Origin of the sequence: Meiothermus rufus DSM 22234 (genome assembly GCF_000423425.1) — a bacterium.
Classification (GTDB): domain Bacteria; phylum Deinococcota; class Deinococci; order Deinococcales; family Thermaceae; genus Meiothermus; species Meiothermus rufus.
Genome location: NZ_KE384017.1, coordinates 25,581 through 47,818, shown reverse-complemented (window position 1 = coordinate 47,818; position 22,238 = coordinate 25,581). Strand labels below are relative to the sequence as shown.

Here is a 22,238-nt window from a genome sequence, read left to right as displayed (position 1 = left end):
CCCATCCGGGCCATCCAGGTGGATGGGGGCAGCGAGTTCATGGCCGAGTTTGAGGAGGCCTGCTGTGCTCTGGGGATTGCCTTGTTTGTGCTGCCGCCGAGGAGTCCTAAACTCAATGGTCACGTGGAGCGGGTGCAACGGACCTTTAGGGAGGAGCTCTATACCCGGCCTCTGCCCCCCCGGCTCAGCGAGCTACAGGCAGAGCTGGATGCCTACCTGGACCACTACAACCGCCGAAGGCCTCACATGGCCCTGGGGGGTCTTGCTCCCTTGGAGTATTTAGCTAAGATGCAGGAGGAGTCGGTTCCCCAGTCTCACATGTGTTGACCGATTACATTTGCTTGCCCAGAAGTGCTGGGAGTGCTAGGCTGGTGCAGGCCGTATTGCAGGGCTAGACAATCGGGTTTAGTCAAGGCAAGAAGGCCGATAGGAGGCACCGTGGAAGATCACAGTTCTAGTCGAAGGTTTGGCCCGGTGTTCTCCTACACCGGCTAATCCTCGACAAACCGTGTAGCCTGCGGAGCTTCCTTCCAAGATTCGGCTCAGGCCGAAAACCGAAGGAGGCCGCACATGTACCAGACTGAAAACCGGGAAATAAAAGCCCTCGAGGCCGCCCTAGCGGAAAACGATGCCTTCAGGGTCAAGACTGCGCTGGAGGAACTCTACCCCGCCCAGATTCTGGAGCACTGGCCCAAGCTATCCGCCGAGCACCGGCGGGTGGTGCTTACCTTGCTCTCCCCGCCCGATGCGGCTGAGGTCTTCAGCCACCTCGAGGAAGCCGAGCAGGCCGAACTGCTAGAGGCTTTGCCCCCCTGGCGGGTGAAGGAGATTCTGGAGGAACTCTCCCTCGACGACCTAGCCGACACCATTAACGCCGTGGAGGAGGAAAACAGTCCCGAGGCGGCCCAGGCTCTGTTGCGCCAGCTTGACCCCGAGACCCGGGCCGAGGTGGAAGAACTCACCGAGTACGCTGAGGACCAGGCTGGGGGCATTATGACCCCGGAGTACATCGCGGTGCGCGACGATATGCGGGTAGAAGAGGTCTTCCGCTTCCTGCGCCGCGAAGCCCCCGACGCCGAGCAGATTTACGTAATTTACGTAGTGGACGCCGAGGAGCACCTGCAAGGGGTACTCACCCTACGGGACCTGATCGTGGCCGACCCCAAGACCAAGGTGGCCGAGATCATGAACCCCGACGTCATCTACGTGCGGGACGATACCGACCAGGAAGAAGTAGCCCGCCTAATGGCCGACTACAACTTCACCGTGTTGCCCGTAGTGGACGAAGAGAAAAAGCTGGTGGGCATCGTTACCATCGACGACGTGGTAGACATCATCGAGGAGGAGGCCACCGAGGACATTTACCGCCTGGGCGCGGTGGAATCACCCGAGCTGGTCTACAGCCAGTCCAGCGTGTGGGAGCTGTGGAGCGCCCGGGTGCGCTGGCTGGTGATCCTGGTTATCACTGGCAGCATCACCAGCAGCATTCTGCAAGGCTTCGAATCGGTGCTGGCTGCGGTAACCGCGCTGGCCTTTTATGTACCGGTGTTGGTGGGTACCGGAGGGAACACCGGCAACCAGTCCAGCACCCTGATCGTACGGGCCTTAGCCACCCGCGACGTGGAGCTACGCGACTGGTGGCGGGTGCTGCGCAAGGAGCTGGGGGTGGGCTTTCTGCTGGGCCTAACCCTGGCCGCGCTTCTCAGCATCAAGGTTTTGCTGGATGGGGAGGCCCAGCTTCTGGCGGTGGTGGGGCTTTCCCTGGGACTGGTGGTGCTGATCGCCAACATCGCCGGGGCCATGCTGCCCATTCTGCTGCGCAGGCTACGGCTCGACCCGGCCCTGATCTCCAACCCCCTGATCGCCACCATCACCGACATTACCGGCCTAATGATCTATCTGAGCGTCGCCCGTTGGCTGCTGGGGCTGGGTATCTGAAGGATGAGAAGCATGGAACTGGAAATGATTGTGGAGTGGAGCCTGGGAAGCCTCGAGCGCTTCCGGTGGGATGGCGAGCGGCTGCAGCCCCACCCACCCCCTGCCCAGGCCGCCCCGGTCAACTACGGCCTGGTGCCCGCGTATTTCAACCCTGCCGACCAGGACTACCTGGACGCCATCTGGGCTAGCCTCGAGCCCATCGCCGTGGGCCAGCGGCGGGTGGGCCAGGTGCTGGGGCTGCTCTATCTGGCGGATGGCGACCACAAGGCGATTCTAGGCCCCCCCGGCGGTCTGGAGCAGCTGGACTGGGCGGGGCTTTGGGCCTGGTTTGCCGGGCGGGAGGTACGCTTGCTAGACCAGGCGCAAGCCCTGGCCCTCATCCGCCGCCTACCTAGCCCCCCTCCAAGGCCAGGGCATTGAAGAGGTCGAAGAGCAACAACCAGGTTCCCTGCAAAACAATGGCCCATCCCGCCCCCTGGCTGCGAGCCTCGGGCCGCAGGGCTAGGTAAATCCCTCCGGCGATGTAGAGCAGGTCTAACCCGGCGTTGAGGTAGAGCAGGTCACGCAGATAAGCCTTCTCTGGCTCGGGGCCCAGCAGGCCCACCAAGGCGATGCCGCTATTGACCGAAGCCCAGATGGCGTGGGTCAGCCAGAAGGAGCGCTGAGCGGGGTTCTCGCTCAAAAGCCCTAGGCTCGAGCCCACCAAGGCCCAAGGAACACTCCAGGCCAGCAGCCGGGCGGAGGTGGCCAGGCCGCGGTAGCCTTCGGGTGCTGGGCCAAAGAGCAGCCCTTCCCAGGTAGGCCGAGGGGAAGGGGCCTCGGTGTTGGCCACCCCAAGGGAAAACGGGGCCTGGGCCAACCCCAGCCCTAAGCAAACCAGCAACGCCACAGCAAAGCTTCGGCTCATGGGCTTAGCTTGGCGCTTTCAGGGAGAGGGGAGTAGGTCTGGGGCAACACTTTTCCGGGGTTCAGGCGGTTGGCCGGGTCGAAGGCGGCCTTGAGGTGGTAGAGGGCCTCGAGGGTGGTGGGATCCACCGCCTCCGGCATGAAATCGCGCTTCATAAAGCCGATCCCATGCTCGCCAGAGAGCACCCCGCCATGCCTAAGGGCCACCCGGGCAATCTCGTGCAGCAGTTCCCAAACCTTTTCCTCCGGGTCCTGCCGAGGGTCGAAGAGCACGTTGGGGTGCAGGTTGCCATCCCCTATATGCCCGAACTGCACCACCTGCAGGCCATACTGCCGCCCCAGGGCCTCGATGGCCCGCACCACCGCGGGCAGGCTCGAGCGGGGTACCGCGATATCCTCGTTCAAGCGCTTGGGTTTGATGGCCCCAATAGCCGGCGAGATGGAGCGCCGGGCCTTCCATAAGGCCTCCCGCTCGGCAGCATCGTGGGCCAGGCGCACCTGGCCCCCGTGTTGCCGGCAGGCCTCGGCCACCCAGGCCAGTTCTTCCGCCACCACCTGCGGATCGTCGCCGTCGGTATCCACCAGCAGCAAAGCCGCTGCCTGGCGCGGCAGGCCCAGCCGTAGGTAGTCTTCCACAGCACAGATGCAGCCGTTGTCCATAAACTCCAGCTTGCTGGGCACCGCCCCTGCCGCAATGGCCTGGGAGACCGCCTCCGCCGCCTGGCCTACCTCGGCAAAGGTAGCCATCAGGGTATGGGTATAGCGCGGTAGAGGCTCGAGGCGCAACTTAGCCTCGGTCATCAGGCCCAAAGTGCCCTCAGAGCCCACCAAGAGCCCCACCAGGTCGTAGGCCTGGCGCTCCAGGCGGTGCACCTGGCCGGAAGCGTCCACAAACTCGAGGCCCAGCACATAATCGCCGCTGACCCCCCACTTGAAGCACATGGGCCCTCCGGCGTTCTCGGCCAGGTTGCCCCCGATGGTGCTGGTGCGAAAGGAGGCCGGGTCGGGCGGGTAGAACAGCCCATAGGGCCGGGCGGCTTCGCTAACGCGGTAGGTCACCACCCCAGGCTGGGCCGTGGCGATGCGGGCCTGAGGGTCGATGGACAGAGCGGTCATGCGGGTAAAAGACACCACGATGGACTCCTCCAGCGGCACCGCACCGCCCGACAACCCGCTGGCTGCCCCTCGGGGCACGATGGGCAGCCCCACCTGGTGGGCAAAGCGCACCACCTCCACCACATCGGCGGTGGAGGTAGGCAGGATCACCAGCGCCGGGGTCACCCCCAGCGCGATGCCATCGTAGGCATAGTTGCGCCGCTGGGCCCGCTCGAGCAGCACCTTCTCGGGCCCTAGGCGCTCCAACAACTCCTGGGCGGTGCGGGCAGGCTGGGCCCATTCTCGGCGAAGCGTGGGTTTGACCGGCTTTCTACCAAGGTTGAGGATCACCCCACCAGCTTAGCAAACCAGCCATGCCCTTTTGTGGAAGGCTTTTAGCCAAGAACGCAAACCCGTGGGGGAGCTTGAGCATGGTCATCGCCCCCCGATACGGAGTCAAGGTTTTGTGGGCTCGGACGGAGCCTTCGGGCGTAGCGAGGCTACGATGCCCGAGAAGCCCTGGACTTTAGTCTGGGGAGTCGTCACACTAGCAGGGGTATGCGCTACTGGCTACTCAAGTCTGAACCCCAGGTCTACAGCATCGACGACCTCGCCCAACAGCAAAGCACCCTCTGGGATGGGGTGCGCAACTACCAGGCGCGCAACTACCTACGGGCCATGCAGGTAGGCGACCTGGCCTTTTTCTACCATTCCAGCACCCAACCTCCGGGCATCGTGGGGCTTTGCCGGGTGCTCGAGGCCCCCTGCCCCGACCCTACCCAGTTCGACCCCCACTCCCCTTACTTCGACCCCAAAAGTAAGCCGGAGCAGCCCCGCTGGTGGACGGTGCGGGTAGGCTTTGCGGCGAAATTCCCCAGCATGCTAACCCTAGAGGCCCTGCGGCAGCAATTTAGCCCCGACCAGCTTCCCCTGCTGCGCCGGGGCAACCGCCTTTCGGTGATGCCGGTGGACCTCGAGGTGGCCCAGGCGATTATTGCGCTGACAGGGTTCCGATGATCTTGAACAGCGGCAGGAACATCCCGGCCACAATCACGCCCACGATAAAGCCCAGGAAGATAATCATCAGAGGCTCGATGGCCGCAGTGAGGGCGCTCACGGCCTCATCCACCTCACGCTCATAGAAGTCGGCTATCTTGATCAGCATGGTATCCAAAGCCCCGGTCTCCTCGCCAATGGCCATCATGGAGCTGACCATAGGCGGAAAGACCTGGGGATTGGCCTGGATGGTGGTGTAGAGCGGCTCACCGGCCTGGATGGCGATCTTGGTCTGCTCGAGGATGTCCTCTACAATGGCGTTCCCGGCGGTTCCTTTGGTAATGTCCAGGGCTTCGACGATGTTCACCCCGCTGGAAATCAGAAGGCCAAAGGTGCGGGAAAAGCGAGCCAGGGCGCTTTTTTTCATCAGGTTGCCGAACACCGGCAGCTTGAGCTTGATCTGATCGATCTGGTGCCGCCCCTTATCGGTGCGGTAATAGGAGCGGTAGGCAAAGTAAAGCCCTACCGCTATCAAAAGGATGAAGAGGGTACCCTGGCGCAGAAAATCGGAGATGGCCATCAGGGCGCGGGTCAAAAGGGGTAGTTCGGAGCCTAGGCCAGTCAGAATCTGGGCAAACTGCGGCACTATGCTGGTCAAGAGGAAGTAGGTCACCCCCACCGCAAACACAAACACAATGGCCGGGTAGGTCAGGGCCGAGCGAATCTTGCCCAGAAGGGCCAGCTCGTTTTCCAAAAAGGTGGCCAAGCGATCCAGAATGGCGTCCAGGGTACCCGAGGTCTCACCGGCCCGCACTAGGTTGATGTAGAGCCGGCTGAACAATTTGTGCTTGCTCAGGGCTTCACTGAAGTTAGCCCCTCCCTCCACCTCGGTACGAATCTGCTTGAGAATCTCCTGGAACTTCTTTTTCTCGGTTTGCCTCTCCAAAATAGCCAGGGCCTGCACAATGGGAAGGCCCGCGTTGAGCATGGTGGCCAGCTGGCGGCTGAAGATGGCGAGGTCTTTCAACCCCGGCTTAGGCTCCAGACCCGGTAGCTTGATCTCGGCCTGCAGGCCCCGCCCCGGTTCCTTAATCTCGGCGATGAACAGGCCCTTTTCCCGCAGCGCGCGGGCGGCTGTGCGGATATCGTCGGCCTCAATCACCGCGTTTATCAGCCGCCCCTGCTTATCCCTGGCCTTATATTGATAGGTTGGCATACTGCCCCTAGTATAGCCACGGGAAGGTTAGGCGTAGGTGACATGAGCACACCGGATACCCCAACCCTAAAAGCCCAGATTCTTGCGGTTTTCTTCGCCGCAGGCCGGCCCTTATCCCTACGCGAGCTCGCACCCCTGGGCCCAGAGGAAGCCCTGCTCAGGGCCATCGTGGCCCTCGAGCACGAGCTTCGCGAGGGCAAGACCGGTGTACAGCTCGAGCGGGTGGCCGGGGGCTGGCGGCTGGTGGTTCATCCTTCGCACCTTGCCGCAGTGGAGCAGGTCTTGCGCCCTACCCCACCGCGCCTATCCAAGGCTGCCCTCGAGGTGCTGGCCCTCATCGCCTATCAGCAACCCCTCACCCGGGCCGAGCTGGAAGCCCTACGGGGCAAAAGTGTGGAGGGGGTGCTGGAAAGCCTACTAGAGCGCCAACTGGTACAGGTGGTAGGGGAAAAAGAGGCTATTGGACGGCCCAAGCTGTACGGAACCACCGAGCGCTTTTTGGAGCTGTTTGGCCTGGAAAGCCTGGCCGACCTTCCCCCACTGGGCGAGGGCCCGGTGCTGCTGCTGCGCAGCTAGTGCGGCTTCAACCCACCAATGTGGCTTATAATGCCGCAGGAATTTTATGGAGGCTAGCCCCACGTGACACTCCGGGTCGATTTGGTTCCCAACCCTCCTTACCCTCAGCCCGTGCTTTTGGCAGACGTGTTTTACGGCAGTGCGGTGGGCCTGCTGTTGGCAGGTGGGGCCCGGGCGGTCTGGGTGGCTAAAAGCGTGCGGGCAGCCCGCATCCTGGCTGAGGAAGGGGGCCTTCTATTAGGGGAAGAAGAGGGGCTTCCCCCCGAGGGCTTCCACCAGGGCCTCTCGCTGCAAACCCTGGGCAGGCTCCGCCTCGAGGGCCAAACCTGTGTACTCTTGTCGCGCGACCTGGCCGCTTCATTGGAACAGATGCCGGTGGGAAGCGCCCTGGCCTACTTCCGCAATGCCCGGCATGCTGTCCAGTACGCCCTGGCTAAGCAGATAACCACCGTGGTGGCGGCAGCCCAAGCCCTCGAGCCCAGCTTAGCCAACACCGTGGCCGCGGGTTTCATTGCCAAACGGCTGCACCAATCCCTAGAGCAACCTAATGCCCTACAAGAAGGGGCACGCTTGGCCATCAGCTTACTTAAATCCTTCCCCGACCCTCAGGAATCCCTAGTGCAGTCTGAGCTAGGCCAACGGTTGCTCAAAGCCGGCCAGAGCGAAGAGCTAGCCCTGGGCAGCCTGGTCAGCGTGGAAGACAAGGTGCCCCGCCTCTGTCAGGTGCGGGTGCTCGAGGCCCAACGCTACGGTCTTTCCAAGGACCGATACGGCTTTTGTTTCCAGGCAGGATAGGCTATGCAGCGCGTGGCTATTCTGGGAACCCCGGTAGACCTGGTGAGCCTGGAACAGACCCTGGACTGGATCGAGGCGAAAATCGCCCAACCCCAGGCCCACTGCCAGCAGATCATCACCACCAACCCCGAGGCGGTAGTACGGGCGCAAAGCGACCCTGCTCTGCGCCAGGCCCTGTGGGAAAGCGAGCTGGTTACCGCGGATGGGGTGGGCATTGTCTGGGCTGTGCGGCGGCTGACCGGCTTCCGCCTGGCCGACCGGGTACCCGGCGCAGAGATCTTACCAGCGATTTTTGCCCGTATGGGCCCCCGGCTCAGGGTCTATTTTCTGGGGGCCGCCCCGGGGGTAGCCCAGCGGGCTGCCGAGGCCGCCCAGGCCCGCTGGGGCGTCCAGGTCTGCGGTGTACAGGATGGGTACTTCAAGGACGAAGAAGCCGTGGTTCAGGCCATTCGGCAAGCCCAACCCGACCTATTGGTGGTGGGTATGGGTGAGCGGCAGGATACCTTCATCCACCGCAACAAGGCCCGGCTTGGGGCCCGGGTCGCCATCGGTGTAGGGGGTATGCTCGACGTACTGGCCGGAGAGGTTCAGCGGGCCCCCGGCTGGGCCCAGCGGCTAAAAATAGAGTGGTTGGTGCGCATAGCCACCGACCGCAGGCGCTGGGGCCGCTTTCCCCGGCTTATCCGTTTTGTACGGCTGGTGCTCTCGGCCACCCCGCAGGTTAAGCCCCGGTAGCGTCGCAACGCCAGAGATACCCCTATGCCCCCTACCCTAGGGTGAGGGCTCGAGCAAAGTCACTAAAAAGGCCATGCCTCACACGTTGGTGTCGGCTTTAGGGTACAAGTTTGGAGGAGCTTTTCTCGGAAGCTACCCAGCCAACAAACCTACGGACAACGCCCTTTACATTTATTTTGGAGGTTTTCGTATAATGTTTTTATCAAGGGCGTTTAGCCCGCTTCGTTTATGGACAAAAAAGACCGTCCCGTCTACATCATCTCGGTGGCTGCCGAACTGGTAGACATGCACCCCCAGACCCTACGCCTGTATGAGCGCAAGGGGCTGATCCGACCCAAGCGCTCGGGGGGCAAGACCCGGCTGTACTCCGAGCGGGATGTGGAAAAACTGCGGGAAATCCGCCGCCTGACCCAGGAGCTGGGGGTCAACCTGGCCGGGGTGGAGGAAATCATGCGGCTGCGTGATGAGCTGTGGGCCCTCGAGCAGCGCTTCCGCGAAGAAGTGGAGCGGCTGAAGGCCGAGTTGGGCGAGAAGCTGGAGGCCCTCAAAACACCCCCGGCCCTGCCCGCCCCAGGTCAGCGGCCTAGCCCAAAGCTCGACGAGAAAGACCGGCCCGTCTACATCATCTCGGTGGCTGCCGAACTGGTGGGCATGCACCCCCAAACCCTGCGCCTATACGAGCGCGAGGGTCTGGTAACCCCCAGCCGCACCTCGGGCAAGACCCGGCTGTACTCCGAGCGGGATGTGGAGAAACTCAGAGAAATCCGCCGCCTGACCCAGGAGCTGGGGGTCAACCTGGCCGGGGTGGAGGAAATCATCCGGCTGCGCGACGAGCTGGACATCCAGCAAAACCGCCTCGAGGCCGAGATTGCCCGCTTGCGCCTGGCCTTGTTGCGCGAGTTGAAACCAGCCAAAGAACAATCTGCCCCCAAGCCATCGGCCAGCTAGCGCAGTTTCAAAAGGTAGGCGATCCCCACAAATACACCCAGCCCCACCAAACCTCCGGCGGCCAACGGCAGCAGGTTTTGCAGAAAGAAGGTGGGAAAGCCAAAGTGCTGGGCCACCTGGTGGGCTACCCAGCCCGCCGGCAAGGCGGCCAGCAGCACCTTGACCAGCACGGGCCATAGCTGGGTGGGCTCGAGCATAGCCAGGCGTTGCAAGCGCCTGGCATAGGCGGCTAGGCCCACCCAGCCCGCTACGGCAGTGGCCAGGTTTAAGGCGAACAAGCCCTGGTCGCGCAAAAGCCAGTAGCCCAGGGTGTTAAGCAGGGCCACCCCTACCGTCACCTGAACCGCTGAACCCACCTGGCCTACCGCATAGAACCCGCGCAGCATGAGCTGGTTTAGACCCCAGGGCAGAAGGGCCAGGCCCAGCGCCATCAGGGTCTGGGTGGTAAAAGCACGATTGGCCTCGGAGAAGTTGGTGGTAAGGGCATAAAGCAGGCCCACCACCCAAGGCGCCAGCGCCACCATCATGGCAGCCACAAAGGCCAGCGGCAGCGCCAACCGGTGCAAAAGACGCCCCAACAGCGCCCGGGCGGCGGCTCGGTCGTCCTGGGCTAGGGCCGAAAGGCGGGGAAAAGCCGCCATGGCTGGCGAAACCGCCAGCAAGCCCAACGCAGTGGTGAAGATGAGCTCGCCATTCTGGAATCCGGTCACTGCTGCCGAAGGGTAGGCCGCCAGGATGCTCAAGAGCACCAGGTTCAAAAACTGTCGCACCGAGGTGGTGAAGGCAAAAGGGCCAATCCGCCCTAGAGCCTGGCGGAAAGCGGGATGCCAGCGGAACTCGAGGCCATACCCCCGCAATGCCGGAAGCTGGACCAAAGCCTGCAACGCCCCCCCCAAAGCTACCGAAAGCCCCAGGGCCACCACGCTGCTGGGGAAAAGCAGCATCAGGCCAATGGAAGCCAGGTTGAAGGCTACCGGGCTGAAGCTGGTTATGCCGAAACGCTCCCGCGATTGAAGCATGGAAGAAAACAACACCGCCATGGAGATGGAGAGCAAAAAGGGCATAACCAGCCGGATCAGCAAAACCAGCTGCTCGAAGACCAGCGGATCGCGCAAGGGGCTGGCCTGGCCCCGGGCCAGCTCAGCCAGCCAGAGCAAGGCCTGGGCGATGGCCGGGGCGAACAGCAGGCCAAGGCCCAAAATGAGCAGGTTAATCCCCAGCAGAAAAGCCCCAAAGCGGCGGGCAAACACCCGCGCCTCTGCCGGGGGGAGGTTGGTCAACACCGGTATAAGGGCGTTCTGGATGGCTCCCTCGGCCAGAAGCTCGCGCAACAAATTGGGAATGCGGTAGGCCATCCAGAAGGCATCCTTGGTGACGTCGGGAAGGGGCAGATTGGTTAGGACGGTCTGGCGCACCTGTCCCAACAGGCGGCTGGAAAGGGTACCCGCCATGACCAAGAGGGTGTTTCGCCGTATGCGCGACATAAAAAACGCCCCCCAGACTATACCTGGCCTGGCCCAACGGGCCAACCTTCTTGGGGTAGAATCTGCCCATGCGGATTCTGCACACAGCAGACTGGCACCTGGGAAAGGTACTCAAGGGGCAGGAGCGCACCGCCGAGGTAGGGCAGGCCCTAAAGCGCCTTTTGGAGCTGGTTCGTTCCGAGCGGATCGATTTGGTGCTGGTAGCCGGAGACCTCTTCGACCGCAGCGTGGTCTCCGCCGAGGCTGAGGCTCTGGCCTACGAGTTTTTCCTAGGTCTATTCGAGCAAAAGGTTCCGGCCATGGTCATTGCCGGCAACCACGACAGCCGCGAGCGCCTCGAGGCCTTAGCCCCGCTGCTCTCCCTGACCGGGGCCAAGGTTTTGGGTCAGGTGCGCTTCGCCGAGGAGGGGGGGGTGGTACCCTTCCAGCAGGCCCGGATAGCCCTGCTGCCCTTCCTTTCCGAGCGCCGGTTGGTCAAGGCCCTGCACCTCTTGGAAGGTGATGCAGCCCAGTGGAAGGCCCAGTACGGCCTGGGAATGCAGAAAATCCTACAAAACCTAGCCCAGGGCCTAAGCTCCGACCTGAACCTGCTGGTAGCCCACTTGACCGTGGCCGGAGGTCGGCTGGGAGGAGGGGAGTTTACCTTTCACACCACCAACAGCTATGCGCTGCAACCCACCGATCTGCCCCAGCGCCTAAGCTATGTGGCTCTGGGCCATCTACACCGCCAGCAGCCGGTGGCCGAGGCTCCAGTAGCCTGGTACGCGGGCTCGCTCATCCAACTCGACTTCGGCGAGGGGGAAGAAACCCCCCGTGGGGCCCTGATTGTGGAGCTCGAGCCTGGCCTGCCCCCCCAGGTGCACCCGGTCAACGAGCGCTGGGGCCGGCCCCTCAAAACCTTCCGCCTGAATAGCGATTCGCTGGACCGTCGCCTGGAAGAGGTGCGCACCTTCGCTGGTTACAGCAAGATAATCTTCGAGGGCTCCCCTAGCCCCGGCTTGCGCGAGCGGCTATTCAAGGAGCTGCCTGGCCTGCTCGAGGTAGAGGTAGAGACTAGCCCCCCAGACCCCAACTCGAACCAGCCCCCAGCCCCGCCGGAAAACCTGGACTGGATAGAGGCCTACGCCCAGTACCGAAAGAGCACCGGACAGGCCGCCAGCCCTGAGCTGCTGGACGCTTTCCGCAAGGTCTTCGCCGAAGCCCACGCCGCTGAAGCCTAGAACCTATGAGACCGCTCAAACTGCGCATCGAAGGTTTTGGGGCCTATATCCAGCCCCAGGAAATTAGCTTCGACGATATCGAACTCTTCGCCATCACCGGCCAGACCGGAGCTGGCAAGAGCACCCTGCTCGACGCCATCACCTTTGCCCTCTACAAAGCCACCCCCCGCCTGGGCTCGAGGGACTTTAGGGAACTCAAGCACCCTGCCGCCGAGTCGGCCAAGGTCGAACTCACCTTTGCCCTGGGAGAAGAGAGCTGGCGGGTGGTACGGGTGGTGGGCCGGGAAAACCAGAACCGGCTGGAATACCTCAGACAGGGCCAGTGGAAAACCCACCCGTCCTCGGAAAAAGCACGGGAGCTAGACGGCAAACTGGCGGAAATCCTGGGCATGGACTACGAGACCTTTACCCGGGCTATCCTGCTGCCGCAGGGGCAGTTCGACCTGTTTCTGCGCGGTTCGCCTAAGGAGCGGCGCGAGACCTTGATCAAGCTTTACGGTCTGGAGTCCCTGCAGGCCATGCAGGAACGGGCATCCACCCACCAGAAAAGCCTGAAAGAGGAAATACAGCGCCTGGAGGGGGAACTCTCTGCCCTGGCCGAGGCCCGGGAAGACCGGGTGGCCGCGCTGGAAGAGGAGCTAAAAAAGCTAGCGCAAGAGGCAGGCGTACTGGAGCGCCGCCGTCAGCAAGAAGAAAAGGAGCTACGCGCCCTGGAGGAAAGATACCAGCAGCACCTCGAGCTGGCCAGGCTGCGCCGTCGCCGGGAGCAGTGGGAAAAAGAACGGCCCCACATGCAGGAGGTCGCCGCGCGGCTGGAGCGACATGATCGGGCCGAGCGTATCTGGCCGCACTGGGAGGCTCTTGAGAAAAGCCAAAGCGAGCTAGAGCAAGCGCATGCTCAGCTCGAGGGGGAAAAGGAAAAGCTGGGGGCGCTAGAGGCCCGGTACCACACCCTAGGCCGGGGCTTCGACCCTGGCCGGCTGGAAGAACTCAAAGAGCGCCTGAACCAGCTTCCCCTGCTGCAAAGCCAGGAAGCTTGGCTCAAGCGCTACGGGGGCCACCTGAACCTAGAGCACCCTTCTCCTTTGCCCTTTGACGAAGAGCGCCTCGAGCTTCTGCACAACGCGGAGCGCCAAATAGCCGAACTCAGCCGGCAACAGGAGTGGCACCGGCGGGCGCAAAAGGCCCTGGACGAAGCCCAGGCCGAGCTACAAAAAGCCCAGGAGGAAGCCAGCGCCTTAGAAAAAGAGCTCGAGCACCTCAAGGCGGAAGGCATCGCCGCCAAGGCTGCCAAAGAACAGGCTGAGGCGGCCCTAGAGCAAGAACGGGCCCGCCAGGGCCTCCAGGCGTTCCGCAGCCATCTGCACCTGGGCCAGCCCTGCCCGCTGTGCGAACAGCCCCTCGTTCAGCTCCCCCCGCCCCGCGCCCTGGCCGACCTTGCCCTGCTGGAGGCAGACCTAAAGGCCCGAACCCAGGCGTTGGAGGAGCTGCGGGCCGAATACAGGGCCAAACAGGAGCGCCACAAACAGCTTCTAGAGAGCCTACCTAGGCTAAATCAGCGGCTTTCCCAGCGCCGACAAGAAGAGGCCGAGGCCCGCGCTGAGCTTGCCACCCTCCAGGCCCGCTTAGAGGGGCTAGGCCCGGTGGAAGCCTTGCGGGAAGAGCAGAACCGCCGCCTGGCCGCCTTGGCCCAAGCCATCCGCGCGGCCACGGGGGGTTTGCCGGTCGCGGCCTACGCGGCCAACCTGCGCCAACAGCACCAGACCCTGGAGGCCCAAGCCCGGCAGCTGGCTGAACTCGAGGCCCAGCTAAAGGAAGCCCAGGCCCTATCCCTGCGCCAAGAGGAGCGCGTGCGGGTTCTGGAAGAGGCTTTCACCCGACAAGAAGCCACCCTACAAACCCTACTGCAAGAGGCCCGGTTCGCCAGTCCACAGGCCCTGAAACAGGCCCTTCTCCATCCCTCGGAGGTGCAGGCCCTGCGCCAGCGAAAGGAGCAGCACGAGCGAGAAGGGGTGGAGATCGAATCCCAGCTAGAGCGCTTCAAGAACATCCGCCAGGAAGAGCCGGTGAGCGAGGCCCAGCTTGCCGAGAAAAAAGCCCAGCTCCACACCCTCCAAAGAGCACTAAGCGAGGTTCAACAACGCCTGGGGCGTGCCCAGACCAGACTGGAAAGCCTGCAAATGCAATTGGAGCGCCAGCGGGCACTGGAAAAAAGGAAAGCCGCCTTGGAGAAAGAACACGACCTGTGGCAAACCCTTGCCCAAGACCTACGGAGCGACCGCTTCCCAGCGTTTTTGCTCGAGCGCTACCAAGCCAGCCTCCTACAGCGGGCCTCTGCGCTGATCCAGGCCCTTTCCCACCAGCGTTACAGCCTGCACCTCGAGGAAGGCGAGTACAAGGTGCTCGACCGCTGGACCCAGGCCTCCCGCCCGGTGCGCACCCTCTCGGGGGGCGAGAGCTTCATGGCCAGCCTCTCCCTGGCCCTTTCCCTTTCCGAACACCTCTCGCGGGGCCGGATCGGGGCTTTGTTCCTCGACGAAGGTTTCGGCACCCTCGACGGGGAAACCCTAGAACAGGTCGCCGGGGTGTTGGAAGCCCTGCCTACACAGGGCCGCCTGGTTGGCATCGTCACCCACGTGGAGGCTTTAGCCGAGCGGTTACCAGCCCGACTCTTGGTGGAAAAATCCCCCGCCGGTAGCCGGGTGCGCTGGCAGGACTAGGCCACCACCTCTGGCCTCTGGAGGGGCCGGGCCAAAGCCGCCTTGGTGCTGGCAATGGCTACCTCGATCATCTCGTCGGTAGGTTCCCGTACGGTGAGCATCTGGAACTTAAAGCCTATCCAACGGAACAGGCGAGAGATGGGGTCGTGGTGGGCTGCCGAGTAGCGCAGTACCTCGAAGGAAACCGCCGCCACCACCGGGATAAGCAGCAAGCGAGGGAAAATCCAGTACCAGGCCAGGGTTAGCGGGGGAAAGAAGCTGTAGATAAAAATCCCCACCACCGCGGTAAAGGCGATGAAGCTGGTACCACAGCGGGGATGGTAGGCCGGCTGGGCACGCACGTTCTCCACCGTGAGCTCGAGGCCCTTCTCGTAAGCGGCGATGGCCTTGTGCTCGGCGCCGTGGTACATGAAAAAGCGCTGCATATCCTTCATCCGGCCAATGAAGACCAGGTAGCCAATCAGAATAGCAGTCTCGAACAGGGCCGCCAGCAGGTAAAACAAAAAGCGGAAGCGCTCCTCGTCTACCAACAAACCCGCCAGCCGGGCCGGCAGCCATACGAACAGGAAGAGCCCAACAAGCAAAGAGACCGCAAGGGTGCCGTACATCGCCAGACCAGAAAGCTTTTCCTCTTCCTCCCCGGCTAATTCAGCGCTGCGAGAAAGGGCCCTGTAAGAGATGCTCAGGGCATCCCACAAGGCCACCACCCCCCGCAGCAAGGGCAACCGGGCCCAGGGATACTTCTTGGTCAGGGCCACTTCCTCGTGGCGCTCCACGTGAATCTGCCCATTGGGCAGCCGCACCGCCAAGGCCCAGGCCTCCGGTGCCTTCATCATCACCCCCTCGAGGGCCGCACTGCCCCCTAGGGCAGCTTGGTTAGAGGAAAAACCCACTTTTTGCCAAAAACGCGAAATCCGAGCGCTAAGCCTCATCTCCCCTATCATAGCCGATGGGGCGGGCCACATCACCCCTGAGGTCTTTCCCTCAGTGCCGCTTTTGCCCTACTGCAAGCCCAGCCCATCCGGATTTTGCTGGCCCCGAACAAAAGCCAGCCTCAGCCCAAGCATTGGCAACAGCCCGTTTTGTGTTATAGTTCGCACGGTATGGAAATCACACTAAAAGCAGCGCGCCGCTTTGTAGAGGAAATCCCTGCCCCCCTGGTTGTGGTGGGGGTCTGGGGAGGTGAGTTAAGCGAGGCTGGGCAGAAGCTCGATCAAAAGCATCGGAAAGCCCTTTCCGGCATGATGCAGGCCCTGCATTTTAAGGGCGAGTTCGGGGAAAGTCTGCTGGTGCCGCTATCCTCACAAAGAAGCCAGAAGGAAGGCCCAGAGTTCGCCCTGCTCTTTGGGCTAGGCAAAAAAAGAGGGGTCAGCCTAGAAACCGTGCGCAAAGCAGGGGCCAAGCTGGTGCAAACCGTTGCTAAGCTGGGCTTTAAAGAGGCCGCCAGCGAGACCTTCCTAGCAGAAAAATTCGGCAAGGAAGCGGCCAGCTACGCGCTGGCCGAGGGGGCGCTGCTGGGCGGGTATAGCTGGGCTAAGTACAAAACCAGCAACCCCAGCGGCAAGCGGAGTGAAAAACTCCGCCTGTGGCTGGCCCGCGCTGCAGGGGCAGCGGTGGCTCGAGCCGAGGTGGTGGCCCAGGCCGTCCACTACGCCCGCGACCTGGTCAACGAGCCCCCTAACGTCCTGACCCCGGTAGAACTGGCCCGCCGCGCCAGCGAAATGGCCCAGGCCTTAGGCCTCGAGGTGGAGGTTTGGGACGAGCAGCAGATCCAAGAGGCCGGTATGGGGGCCTACTACGGCGTGGCCCAGGGTTCGGCCAACCCGCCCCGCTTCATCCAGCTAACCTACAAACCCCAGACGGCCTCGAGGCGCACCGTCGCCTTGGTGGGCAAAGGGCTGACCTTCGACACCGGGGGATACTCGCTCAAACCCTCGGAAAGCCAAATTACCATGAAAGGCGACATGGCTGGGGCCGCTGCCGTCTTAGGGGCCATGCAGGCCATCGCCCGGCTACAGCCCCCAGTGGAGGTGCGGGCCTATATCGCCGCTGCGGAGAACATGATCTCCGGGGCAGCCTACCGGGTCTCCGATGTGCTCACCAGCCTTTCGGGCAAAACCATTGAGGTGCTCAACACCGACGCCGAAGGCCGGCTAACCCTGGCCGATGCCATCACCTACGCCGATCGGCAGGGGGCCGATGCCATTGTGGAGCTATCCACCCTGACCGGGGCCTGTGTGGTGGCCTTGGGCGAGAAGGTAGCCGGGCTCTTCACCAACGAGCCGCGCTGGGGCCGTGAGGTACAGGAAGCCGCTGAGCGCGCGGGTGAAAAAGTCTGGCCGCTGCCTTTAGAAGAGGAGTACCTCGAGGCCCTCAAGTCCGACACCGCCGACCTAAAAAATACCCACGGACGCAGCCGGTCTGCAGGTGCCATCACCGCGGCCTTATTCCTGGCGGAGTTTACCGATAAACCCCTGGTACACCTGGACATCGCCGGCCCGGCCTACAGCGAGAAAAGCCACGACCTAGGGCCAGCCGGGGGCACCGGCTTTGGAGTGCGCACCCTGGTTGAACTGCTCGGTCACTGACAGGCTGGGCAGACCCCACGCATCTCCAAACGGGCATCCTCCACGAACCAGCCGTTCCTGCCCTCTATCGCTTTGCGAACGGGCTCGGCCTCGAATTCAGGCAAGTCCCTAGGCAACACATCTTCTATTCTGCCGCACTGCAGGCAGAATAGGTGATGGTGCCGTTCCGTGAAGCCATCGTAGCGGGTGTTGCCTTTTTGATCTTTGAACTCCCACAACAACCCCGCATCGCGCAAGACCTGTAGGTTCAGGTAAACCGTCGAGAGTCCGATTGCAAAGCCCTTTTTCTTCAAGGCCTGGTAAAGCTCCTCGGGTGTGGGGTGGACGTTCTTGCGATCAAGGTAGGCTAGGATGCGTTCCCTGGGCAAGGTATGGCGCAAACCAACCGCCTTTAGCCGCAATCTGTAGTTCTCCCGCTCCTTGATCCTGGCCATACTAGACCCCCTGTACAACTATCGTTAGTATAAAACTTTTTCAGAGTAAAAGTCGCTCTAAGATTCTTTTGAGCTTCAGTGGCCTGTTTCCACCAGCCACAACCTCGAGTTGGAAGCCCTGGTGAATGCCTGAAAGCCGATGTATGTATAGTGAAGCGCAGGCCCGGATAACCCCCTCAAAAGGGGATTCAAGCGATAAGGCTGAGGGCAGACGTGCCTGTAACGAATTTTTCGGGAGACTTATGGTTACAAAACAGCGTCAGGCCAGCCTCGCTTGTTGGGGGAAAGCCACCTACACCCCGAGCACGGGCTACCCTATCCGCTTCGATCTAGGGGGCCTAGGCACCATAGACCTGGGTGAGAAGCTGGGTATGCCCACCCTCACCGGCCTGTGTTTGCGCCTTTCTAGGGGCGGGTTGCGGCTGTTGGCCGTCCCCCCGAAGATGCGAATCTACACCAAAGAGAACGAGGCAGCGCTTGCCGCCGGCAGCCTCATCCCCTTTGGCAAGACCATATGCCTGGAAACCCATCCCGCCCACCTTGTGGGTGAGATCTGTTTTACAGCGCTCGAGGGGGTTCCCGAACCCTTGGTCTCCCTTCAGTACCTGGGTGGCCATCCCGAGCGCCGCCGGAGGCTACTCTTGCTGGTAGAGGCTACCGATATGGGCCAGGCCACGAAGGACCCCACCCTCGAGCGGCTTTGGCTTTCTCCCAGCACCGAGGGGGTATGGGTGGGGCATATCCCCGGCCATCTGCGCTTGGTGCACGGTGACAAGAAGCTGGCTTTGGGGGATTTCCTGCCGAAAGCATGTTCCTGCTGGAACAGGGCCGTAAGGCTTGTCTAGGGCTTATTGACGTGCTCCCCCCTAAAGCGCTACGGCAGGTAGGCCATGGGATTGCGCGTCACCCCTCCGACGCGCACCTCAAAGTGGAGGTGAGGGCCTGTGCTCCAACCCGTCGAGCCTACATAACCGATAAGCTCCCCTCGAGCCACCCACTGGCCTGGGCGAACTGCGATACGCGACATGTGACCATATAAGGTTTCGTGCCCCTCGCCGTGGTCGATAATGACGTGTAGACCGTAGCCAAAGCGGCTCCAACCGGCAACGCTCACCTGGCCAGCCCTAGCCGCGTAGATGGGCGTCCCAGTGGGGGCAGCCAGGTCGATGCCGGTATGAAAACGCTGGAAAACCCCCCGACGGCCATAGTAGGTGGTGATGGTGAAGTTGCTCATGGGCCAGCGATACCCGGCAGCAGCCACCACCGCGTTGGCTGGACGCAGACGGGCCTGGCTCTGGACTTGTTGCCGATGCCGCTGCTGGGCCTGAAGCCGGCGCTGCTCTTCCTGCTTGCGCCGGGCCTCTTCCTGCCGGCGGCGTTCCTCCGCTAAGCGGCGGGCCTCCTCCTCGCGGGCCTTGCGCTCAGCCTCACGAATCTGCAAAAGGCGCTCGTAGGTGGTTCGGGCCTGGATGCCCGGCAATAGTACGAAGTCGCCAGGGCCTACGTCCGTGGGCGAGTTCAGGCCGTTGGCCCGAGCCAGCTCGAGCATGGATAGACCAAAGCGGCGGGAAAGGTCTTGGATGGTCTCCCCTGGCTTGAGGCGCAGCAGCAAGCCAGGCTCCTTGGTAGGGATGTACAGGGCAGAACCCACCTCGAGCCGGTCAAGGCTGGGCAGACCCGGGTTGGCAGACACCAGCCCCAGTACCGTCAGATCGAAACGGCGGGCCACCGACTCCACGGTATCGCCCCGCCGCACGATGTAGACCTGAACCCCCGGAGGCAGCCGCACCTCGCTGGGGGCTTCGTCGACCAAAGGGATGCGCAAAACCTGGCCGGGACGCAGGGCAATCCCCTCGAGGCCACTGCTGTACATAATGGCCCGCATATCCACCCGGTAGCGCTGGGCAATCTGGCTCAGGGTGTCGCCGGGCCTGACGGTGTACAGAACCCATCCCTTGCGAACCGGAGGGTCTACCGCGATCTCGGTTCCTGGCAGGTTGGCTTGCAGGCCCAGGGGTAGCCCAAGAATACCCGCCGCCAAGGTGCTGCTCAAGAGTTCACTTACGGCCAAAATCAACCTCCGAGGCTGGTTTTTACGGCTAGGAAAATGGCAAAACACCACCCCTAGCTGGAACAACGGGCACAGGTGCCCTACCCGGTGCTCCCCCTAACTTCCGCAGGAAGTATACCTACTTCCCCCCCAAAGTTGCAAGGAACTCCTTGTTGGTTTTGGTGCGGGATAGCCTGGCCAAAAGCATTTCCATGGCCTCGGCAGGGTCCATATCGGCCAGTACCTTGCGCAAAAGCCACATCTTCTGCAACACTTCCTGACCCAGCAAAAGCTCCTCGCGCCGGGTACCCGACTTAAGGATATCGATGGCCGGGAAGATGCGGCGCTCCTCTAGGCGGCGGGAAAGGTGGAGCTCCATGTTCCCGGTGCCCTTGAACTCTTCAAAGATCACGTCGTCCATCCGGCTACCGGTTTCGACCAGGGCCGTGGCCAGGATGGTCAGCGAACCACCCCCCCGGATGTTGCGGGCCGCTCCCAGAAAGCGCTTGGGAAAGTGTAGCGCGGCTGAGTCCAGACCACCCGAAAGGGTGCGCCCGGTGGGGGGAGTGACCAGGTTGTTGGCCCGGGCCAGGCGGGTAATGGAGTCGAGAAGAATCAAAACATGCCCCCCCTCTTCCACAATCCGGCGGCTGCGCTCGTGAACGAACTCGGCCACCCGGATGTGGTTTTGCGGCGGCTCGTCGAAGGTTGAAGCGATCACCTCGGCCCCCTCCACCGACTCGCGGAAATCGGTGACCTCCTCGGGCCGTTCGTCGATCAGAAGCACAATGACCTTCACGTCGGGCTCGTTGCGCAAAACCGCACGAGCCACCTTCTTGAGCAGGGTGGTCTTCCCCGCCTTGGGCGGGGCCACAATCAACCCCCGCTGTCCCCGCCCAATGGGGGCCAGAAGGTCGATTACCCGGCAGGAAAGCTCATCGGGGGTGGTTTCCAGAATGAGCTGCCGATCGGGGAACTGGGGTATCAGATCGTCGAAGCGGGGGCGTTTGGCCGCTGCCTCAGGGTCAAGGTTGTTGACCGCCTCGACCTTCATCAAGGTGCCATAGCGCTCATTCTCTCGGGCCGGGCGAGCCCGCCCCACCACGAAATCGCCGCTGCGAAGCTGGTACTGCTTGATAAGGCCCGCCGAGACAATCACCGTGCGCGACTCGAGGCTGTAGAGGCTCTCCTGCAGGAAACCGTAGCCATCCGGGCTGATCTCGAGGTAGCCCTGGGCCAGGGTCAGGCCCTCCTCGCTGGCTTCCCGCGAGAGCAGCTGCATCACCAACTCGTCCTTGGAGAGTTTCTTATAGTTGGGGATGCCCGCCTCAGCAGCCAAAAGGTGCAGCTCAGGCAGGATACGGCTGGAAAGCTCGTGGTAGCTCAGGGGAACCTTGGTCTCTTCGGCCTTGCGCCGGATGCGCTTTCCGGTGCGGGTTACGGTCACCTGGGCTTCTGCGTTGGGGTCTACTGGACTGGATTTAGGCATTGCCACAACTCCTGTTTTTGCTTCACGCCCTGGTGCCGGCCCTGGCCCAGTCCTCCAGGAAGGCCTTGAGGCCGAGGTCGGTCAGGGGGTGCTTGATAAGCTGCTGAAAAACTTTGGCAGGCATGGTCGCGATGTGAGCCCCTAACATCGCTGCCTGGGTTACGTGGCGCGGGTGGCGAATAGAGGCCGCCAGGATGCGGGTGTTAAGGGCTTGCACCTGGAAAAGCTCCGCAATCTCGCGGATCAACTCCACCCCCTCCCAGGAAATGTCGTCGATGCGGCCTAGAAAGGGTGAAACACACCAGGCCCCGGCCTTGGCGCACAGTAAGGCCTGGTTAGCTGAGAAGACCAGGGTCATGTTTACCCGAACCCCCTCCTGGGCTAGGGCTTTGCAAGCCTTGAGCCCTTCGACGGTGGTGGGAAGCTTGACGACCACATGGGGATCAATGGCCGCCAGCCGACGCCCTTCGGCCACCATCTCTAGGGCGGTGGTTGAAACCACCTCGGCAGACACCGGCCCCTGCACAATCTGGCAGATTTCCTTGATGACCGCTTCCAGTGGGCGGCCTGCCTTAGCCACCAGGGAAGGATTGGTGGTGACTCCCGCCAGCACGCCCCAGGCCGCAATCTCCTTTATCTCGCTTACTTCAGCAGTATCCAGGTATAGATCCATACCCAACTCCTTCCCGCGCCCATTGTTGCGGATTGTCAACCGAGTATAGCGCCGGTTGAGGATGAGAAACAAGTGCTTTGTTGACGCGGGGATAGCAGCTTGCTACCATGCAAGATAGCCGGTTGCCAGCGTTGTAGTATTGCACAGGCTGGCCCTGGTGTAAAGCCTCGGGACGAGTAAGCCCCCAGCGTCCACGCAGCGAGCCTGGGAGGGTGTGAGCCAGGCGGCAACCTGAGGGTCGAAAATCACCCCGAGCCTATTTTGGGAAGAAACAGCCAAAAGCTGCGTAGAACCCAACGGGTGCGCCCGAAATAGCGCGCTAAAGGGCTCGAGGGCTTTAGTCCCTCGGGAAGTGCGGTGGTACCGCGGGAAAAC

At 62.4% G+C, this 22,238-nt stretch carries 20 protein-coding genes and 1 pseudogene; 12 read left to right on the top strand and 9 right to left on the bottom strand.

Features of this window, described 5'->3' with window-relative positions; genetic code table 11:
- From G552_RS15770 to G552_RS0114410, 3 genes and pseudogenes are all read left to right on the top strand, one after another.
- Positions 1–395: pseudogene (locus G552_RS15770) on the top strand (integrase core domain-containing protein); the annotation flags it as partial.
- Positions 396–570: 175 nt separating this feature from the next.
- The gene (gene mgtE, locus G552_RS0114415) at positions 571–1,938 is read left to right on the top strand and encodes a magnesium transporter (RefSeq protein WP_036271081.1); all 1,368 of its coding nucleotides are present in this window, start codon (positions 571–573) and stop codon (positions 1,936–1,938) included.
- A 12-nt stretch (positions 1,939–1,950) separates the two neighbouring features.
- Entirely contained in the window at positions 1,951–2,358 is a 408-nt protein-coding gene (locus tag G552_RS0114410; RefSeq protein ID WP_027883625.1) for a hypothetical protein, read from the top strand.
- Here the strand turns inward: G552_RS0114410 and G552_RS0114405 are convergent.
- Together G552_RS0114405 and G552_RS0114400 are read right to left on the bottom strand one after the other, a co-directional pair.
- Positions 2,330–2,845, bottom strand: a complete 516-nt coding sequence (locus tag G552_RS0114405) for a DUF6992 family protein (protein WP_027883624.1) — start codon at positions 2,843–2,845, stop codon at positions 2,330–2,332. The two genes, G552_RS0114410 and G552_RS0114405, sit on opposite strands and share 29 nt — an antisense overlap.
- On the bottom strand, positions 2,842–4,209 hold the full coding sequence (locus G552_RS0114400) for an FAD-binding oxidoreductase (protein ID WP_245575223.1): 1,368 nt from the start codon (positions 4,207–4,209) through the stop codon (positions 2,842–2,844). Before G552_RS0114400 ends, G552_RS0114405 begins: the two co-directional genes overlap by 4 nt.
- Before the next feature lie 288 nt (positions 4,210–4,497).
- On the opposite strand from G552_RS0114400, the gene G552_RS0114395 reads away from it, so the two are divergent.
- Positions 4,498–4,956 carry an EVE domain-containing protein gene (locus tag G552_RS0114395; protein WP_027883622.1) on the top strand — a complete coding sequence of 153 codons (459 nt, stop codon included), beginning with the start codon at positions 4,498–4,500 and terminating at the stop codon, positions 4,954–4,956.
- On the opposite strand, the gene pilC is transcribed toward G552_RS0114395, so the two are convergent.
- Positions 4,931–6,151 carry a type IV pilus assembly protein PilC gene (pilC, locus tag G552_RS0114390; RefSeq protein WP_027883621.1) on the bottom strand — a complete coding sequence of 407 codons (1,221 nt, stop codon included), beginning with the start codon at positions 6,149–6,151 and terminating at the stop codon, positions 4,931–4,933. The two genes, G552_RS0114395 and pilC, sit on opposite strands and share 26 nt — an antisense overlap.
- Before the next feature lie 42 nt (positions 6,152–6,193).
- On the opposite strand from pilC, the gene scpB reads away from it, so the two are divergent.
- From scpB to hspR, 4 genes are all read left to right on the top strand, one after another.
- Complete coding sequence (scpB, locus tag G552_RS0114385; protein ID WP_027883620.1) at positions 6,194–6,727, top strand: SMC-Scp complex subunit ScpB; 534 nt, start codon at positions 6,194–6,196, stop codon at positions 6,725–6,727.
- Positions 6,728–6,790: 63 nt separating this feature from the next.
- Positions 6,791–7,522 carry a 2-phosphosulfolactate phosphatase gene (locus G552_RS0114380; protein ID WP_051195847.1) on the top strand — a complete coding sequence of 244 codons (732 nt, stop codon included), beginning with the start codon at positions 6,791–6,793 and terminating at the stop codon, positions 7,520–7,522.
- 3 nt (positions 7,523–7,525) lie between these two features.
- On the top strand, positions 7,526–8,257 hold the full coding sequence (locus tag G552_RS0114375) for a WecB/TagA/CpsF family glycosyltransferase (RefSeq protein WP_027883618.1): 732 nt from the start codon (positions 7,526–7,528) through the stop codon (positions 8,255–8,257).
- A 228-nt stretch (positions 8,258–8,485) separates the two neighbouring features.
- A complete protein-coding gene (hspR, locus tag G552_RS0114370) occupies positions 8,486–9,205 on the top strand; it encodes a heat shock protein transcriptional repressor HspR, fused homodimer type (protein WP_027883617.1) in 720 nt (239 codons plus the stop codon).
- On the opposite strand, the gene murJ is transcribed toward hspR, so the two are convergent.
- Entirely contained in the window at positions 9,202–10,689 is a 1,488-nt protein-coding gene (gene murJ, locus G552_RS0114365) for a murein biosynthesis integral membrane protein MurJ (RefSeq protein ID WP_027883616.1), read from the bottom strand. The genes hspR and murJ overlap by 4 nt on opposite strands.
- A 68-nt stretch (positions 10,690–10,757) precedes the next feature.
- Between murJ and G552_RS0114360 the strand changes: the two genes are divergently transcribed.
- Positions 10,758–11,909, top strand: a complete 1,152-nt coding sequence (locus tag G552_RS0114360; protein WP_027883615.1) for a metallophosphoesterase family protein — start codon at positions 10,758–10,760, stop codon at positions 11,907–11,909.
- 5 nt (positions 11,910–11,914) lie between these two features.
- Complete coding sequence (locus tag G552_RS0114355) at positions 11,915–14,629, top strand: AAA family ATPase (protein WP_027883614.1); 2,715 nt, start codon at positions 11,915–11,917, stop codon at positions 14,627–14,629.
- Here G552_RS0114355 and G552_RS0114350 read toward each other — a convergent pair.
- Positions 14,626–15,561, bottom strand: coding sequence for a DUF1385 domain-containing protein (locus tag G552_RS0114350; protein WP_027883613.1), 936 nt, complete (start codon positions 15,559–15,561; stop codon positions 14,626–14,628). The two genes, G552_RS0114355 and G552_RS0114350, sit on opposite strands and share 4 nt — an antisense overlap.
- A gap of 171 nt (positions 15,562–15,732) precedes the next feature.
- Between G552_RS0114350 and G552_RS0114345 the strand changes: the two genes are divergently transcribed.
- On the top strand, positions 15,733–17,217 hold the full coding sequence (locus G552_RS0114345) for a leucyl aminopeptidase (protein ID WP_027883612.1): 1,485 nt from the start codon (positions 15,733–15,735) through the stop codon (positions 17,215–17,217).
- Here G552_RS0114345 and G552_RS0114340 read toward each other — a convergent pair.
- A complete protein-coding gene (locus G552_RS0114340) occupies positions 17,211–17,651 on the bottom strand; it encodes a Fur family transcriptional regulator (protein WP_027883611.1) in 441 nt (146 codons plus the stop codon). The two genes, G552_RS0114345 and G552_RS0114340, sit on opposite strands and share 7 nt — an antisense overlap.
- 242 nt (positions 17,652–17,893) lie before the next feature.
- On the opposite strand from G552_RS0114340, the gene G552_RS0114335 reads away from it, so the two are divergent.
- Positions 17,894–18,496: a hypothetical protein gene (locus G552_RS0114335; protein WP_027883610.1), complete on the top strand. Its 603-nt coding sequence runs from the start codon at positions 17,894–17,896 to the stop codon at positions 18,494–18,496.
- Positions 18,497–18,525: 29 nt separating this feature from the next.
- Here the strand turns inward: G552_RS0114335 and G552_RS0114330 are convergent, their stop codons facing one another.
- From G552_RS0114330 to fsa, 3 genes are all read right to left on the bottom strand, one after another.
- On the bottom strand, positions 18,526–19,722 hold the full coding sequence (locus tag G552_RS0114330) for a peptidoglycan DD-metalloendopeptidase family protein (protein ID WP_027883609.1): 1,197 nt from the start codon (positions 19,720–19,722) through the stop codon (positions 18,526–18,528).
- A gap of 118 nt (positions 19,723–19,840) precedes the next feature.
- Positions 19,841–21,121 (bottom strand): transcription termination factor Rho, encoded by a 1,281-nt coding sequence (gene rho, locus G552_RS0114325; RefSeq protein ID WP_027883608.1) that lies wholly within the window; start codon positions 21,119–21,121, stop codon positions 19,841–19,843.
- Positions 21,122–21,212: 91 nt separating this feature from the next.
- Positions 21,213–21,863, bottom strand: a complete 651-nt coding sequence (fsa, locus tag G552_RS0114320) for a fructose-6-phosphate aldolase (RefSeq protein ID WP_027883607.1) — start codon at positions 21,861–21,863, stop codon at positions 21,213–21,215.
- Positions 21,864–22,238 lie beyond the last annotated feature (375 nt).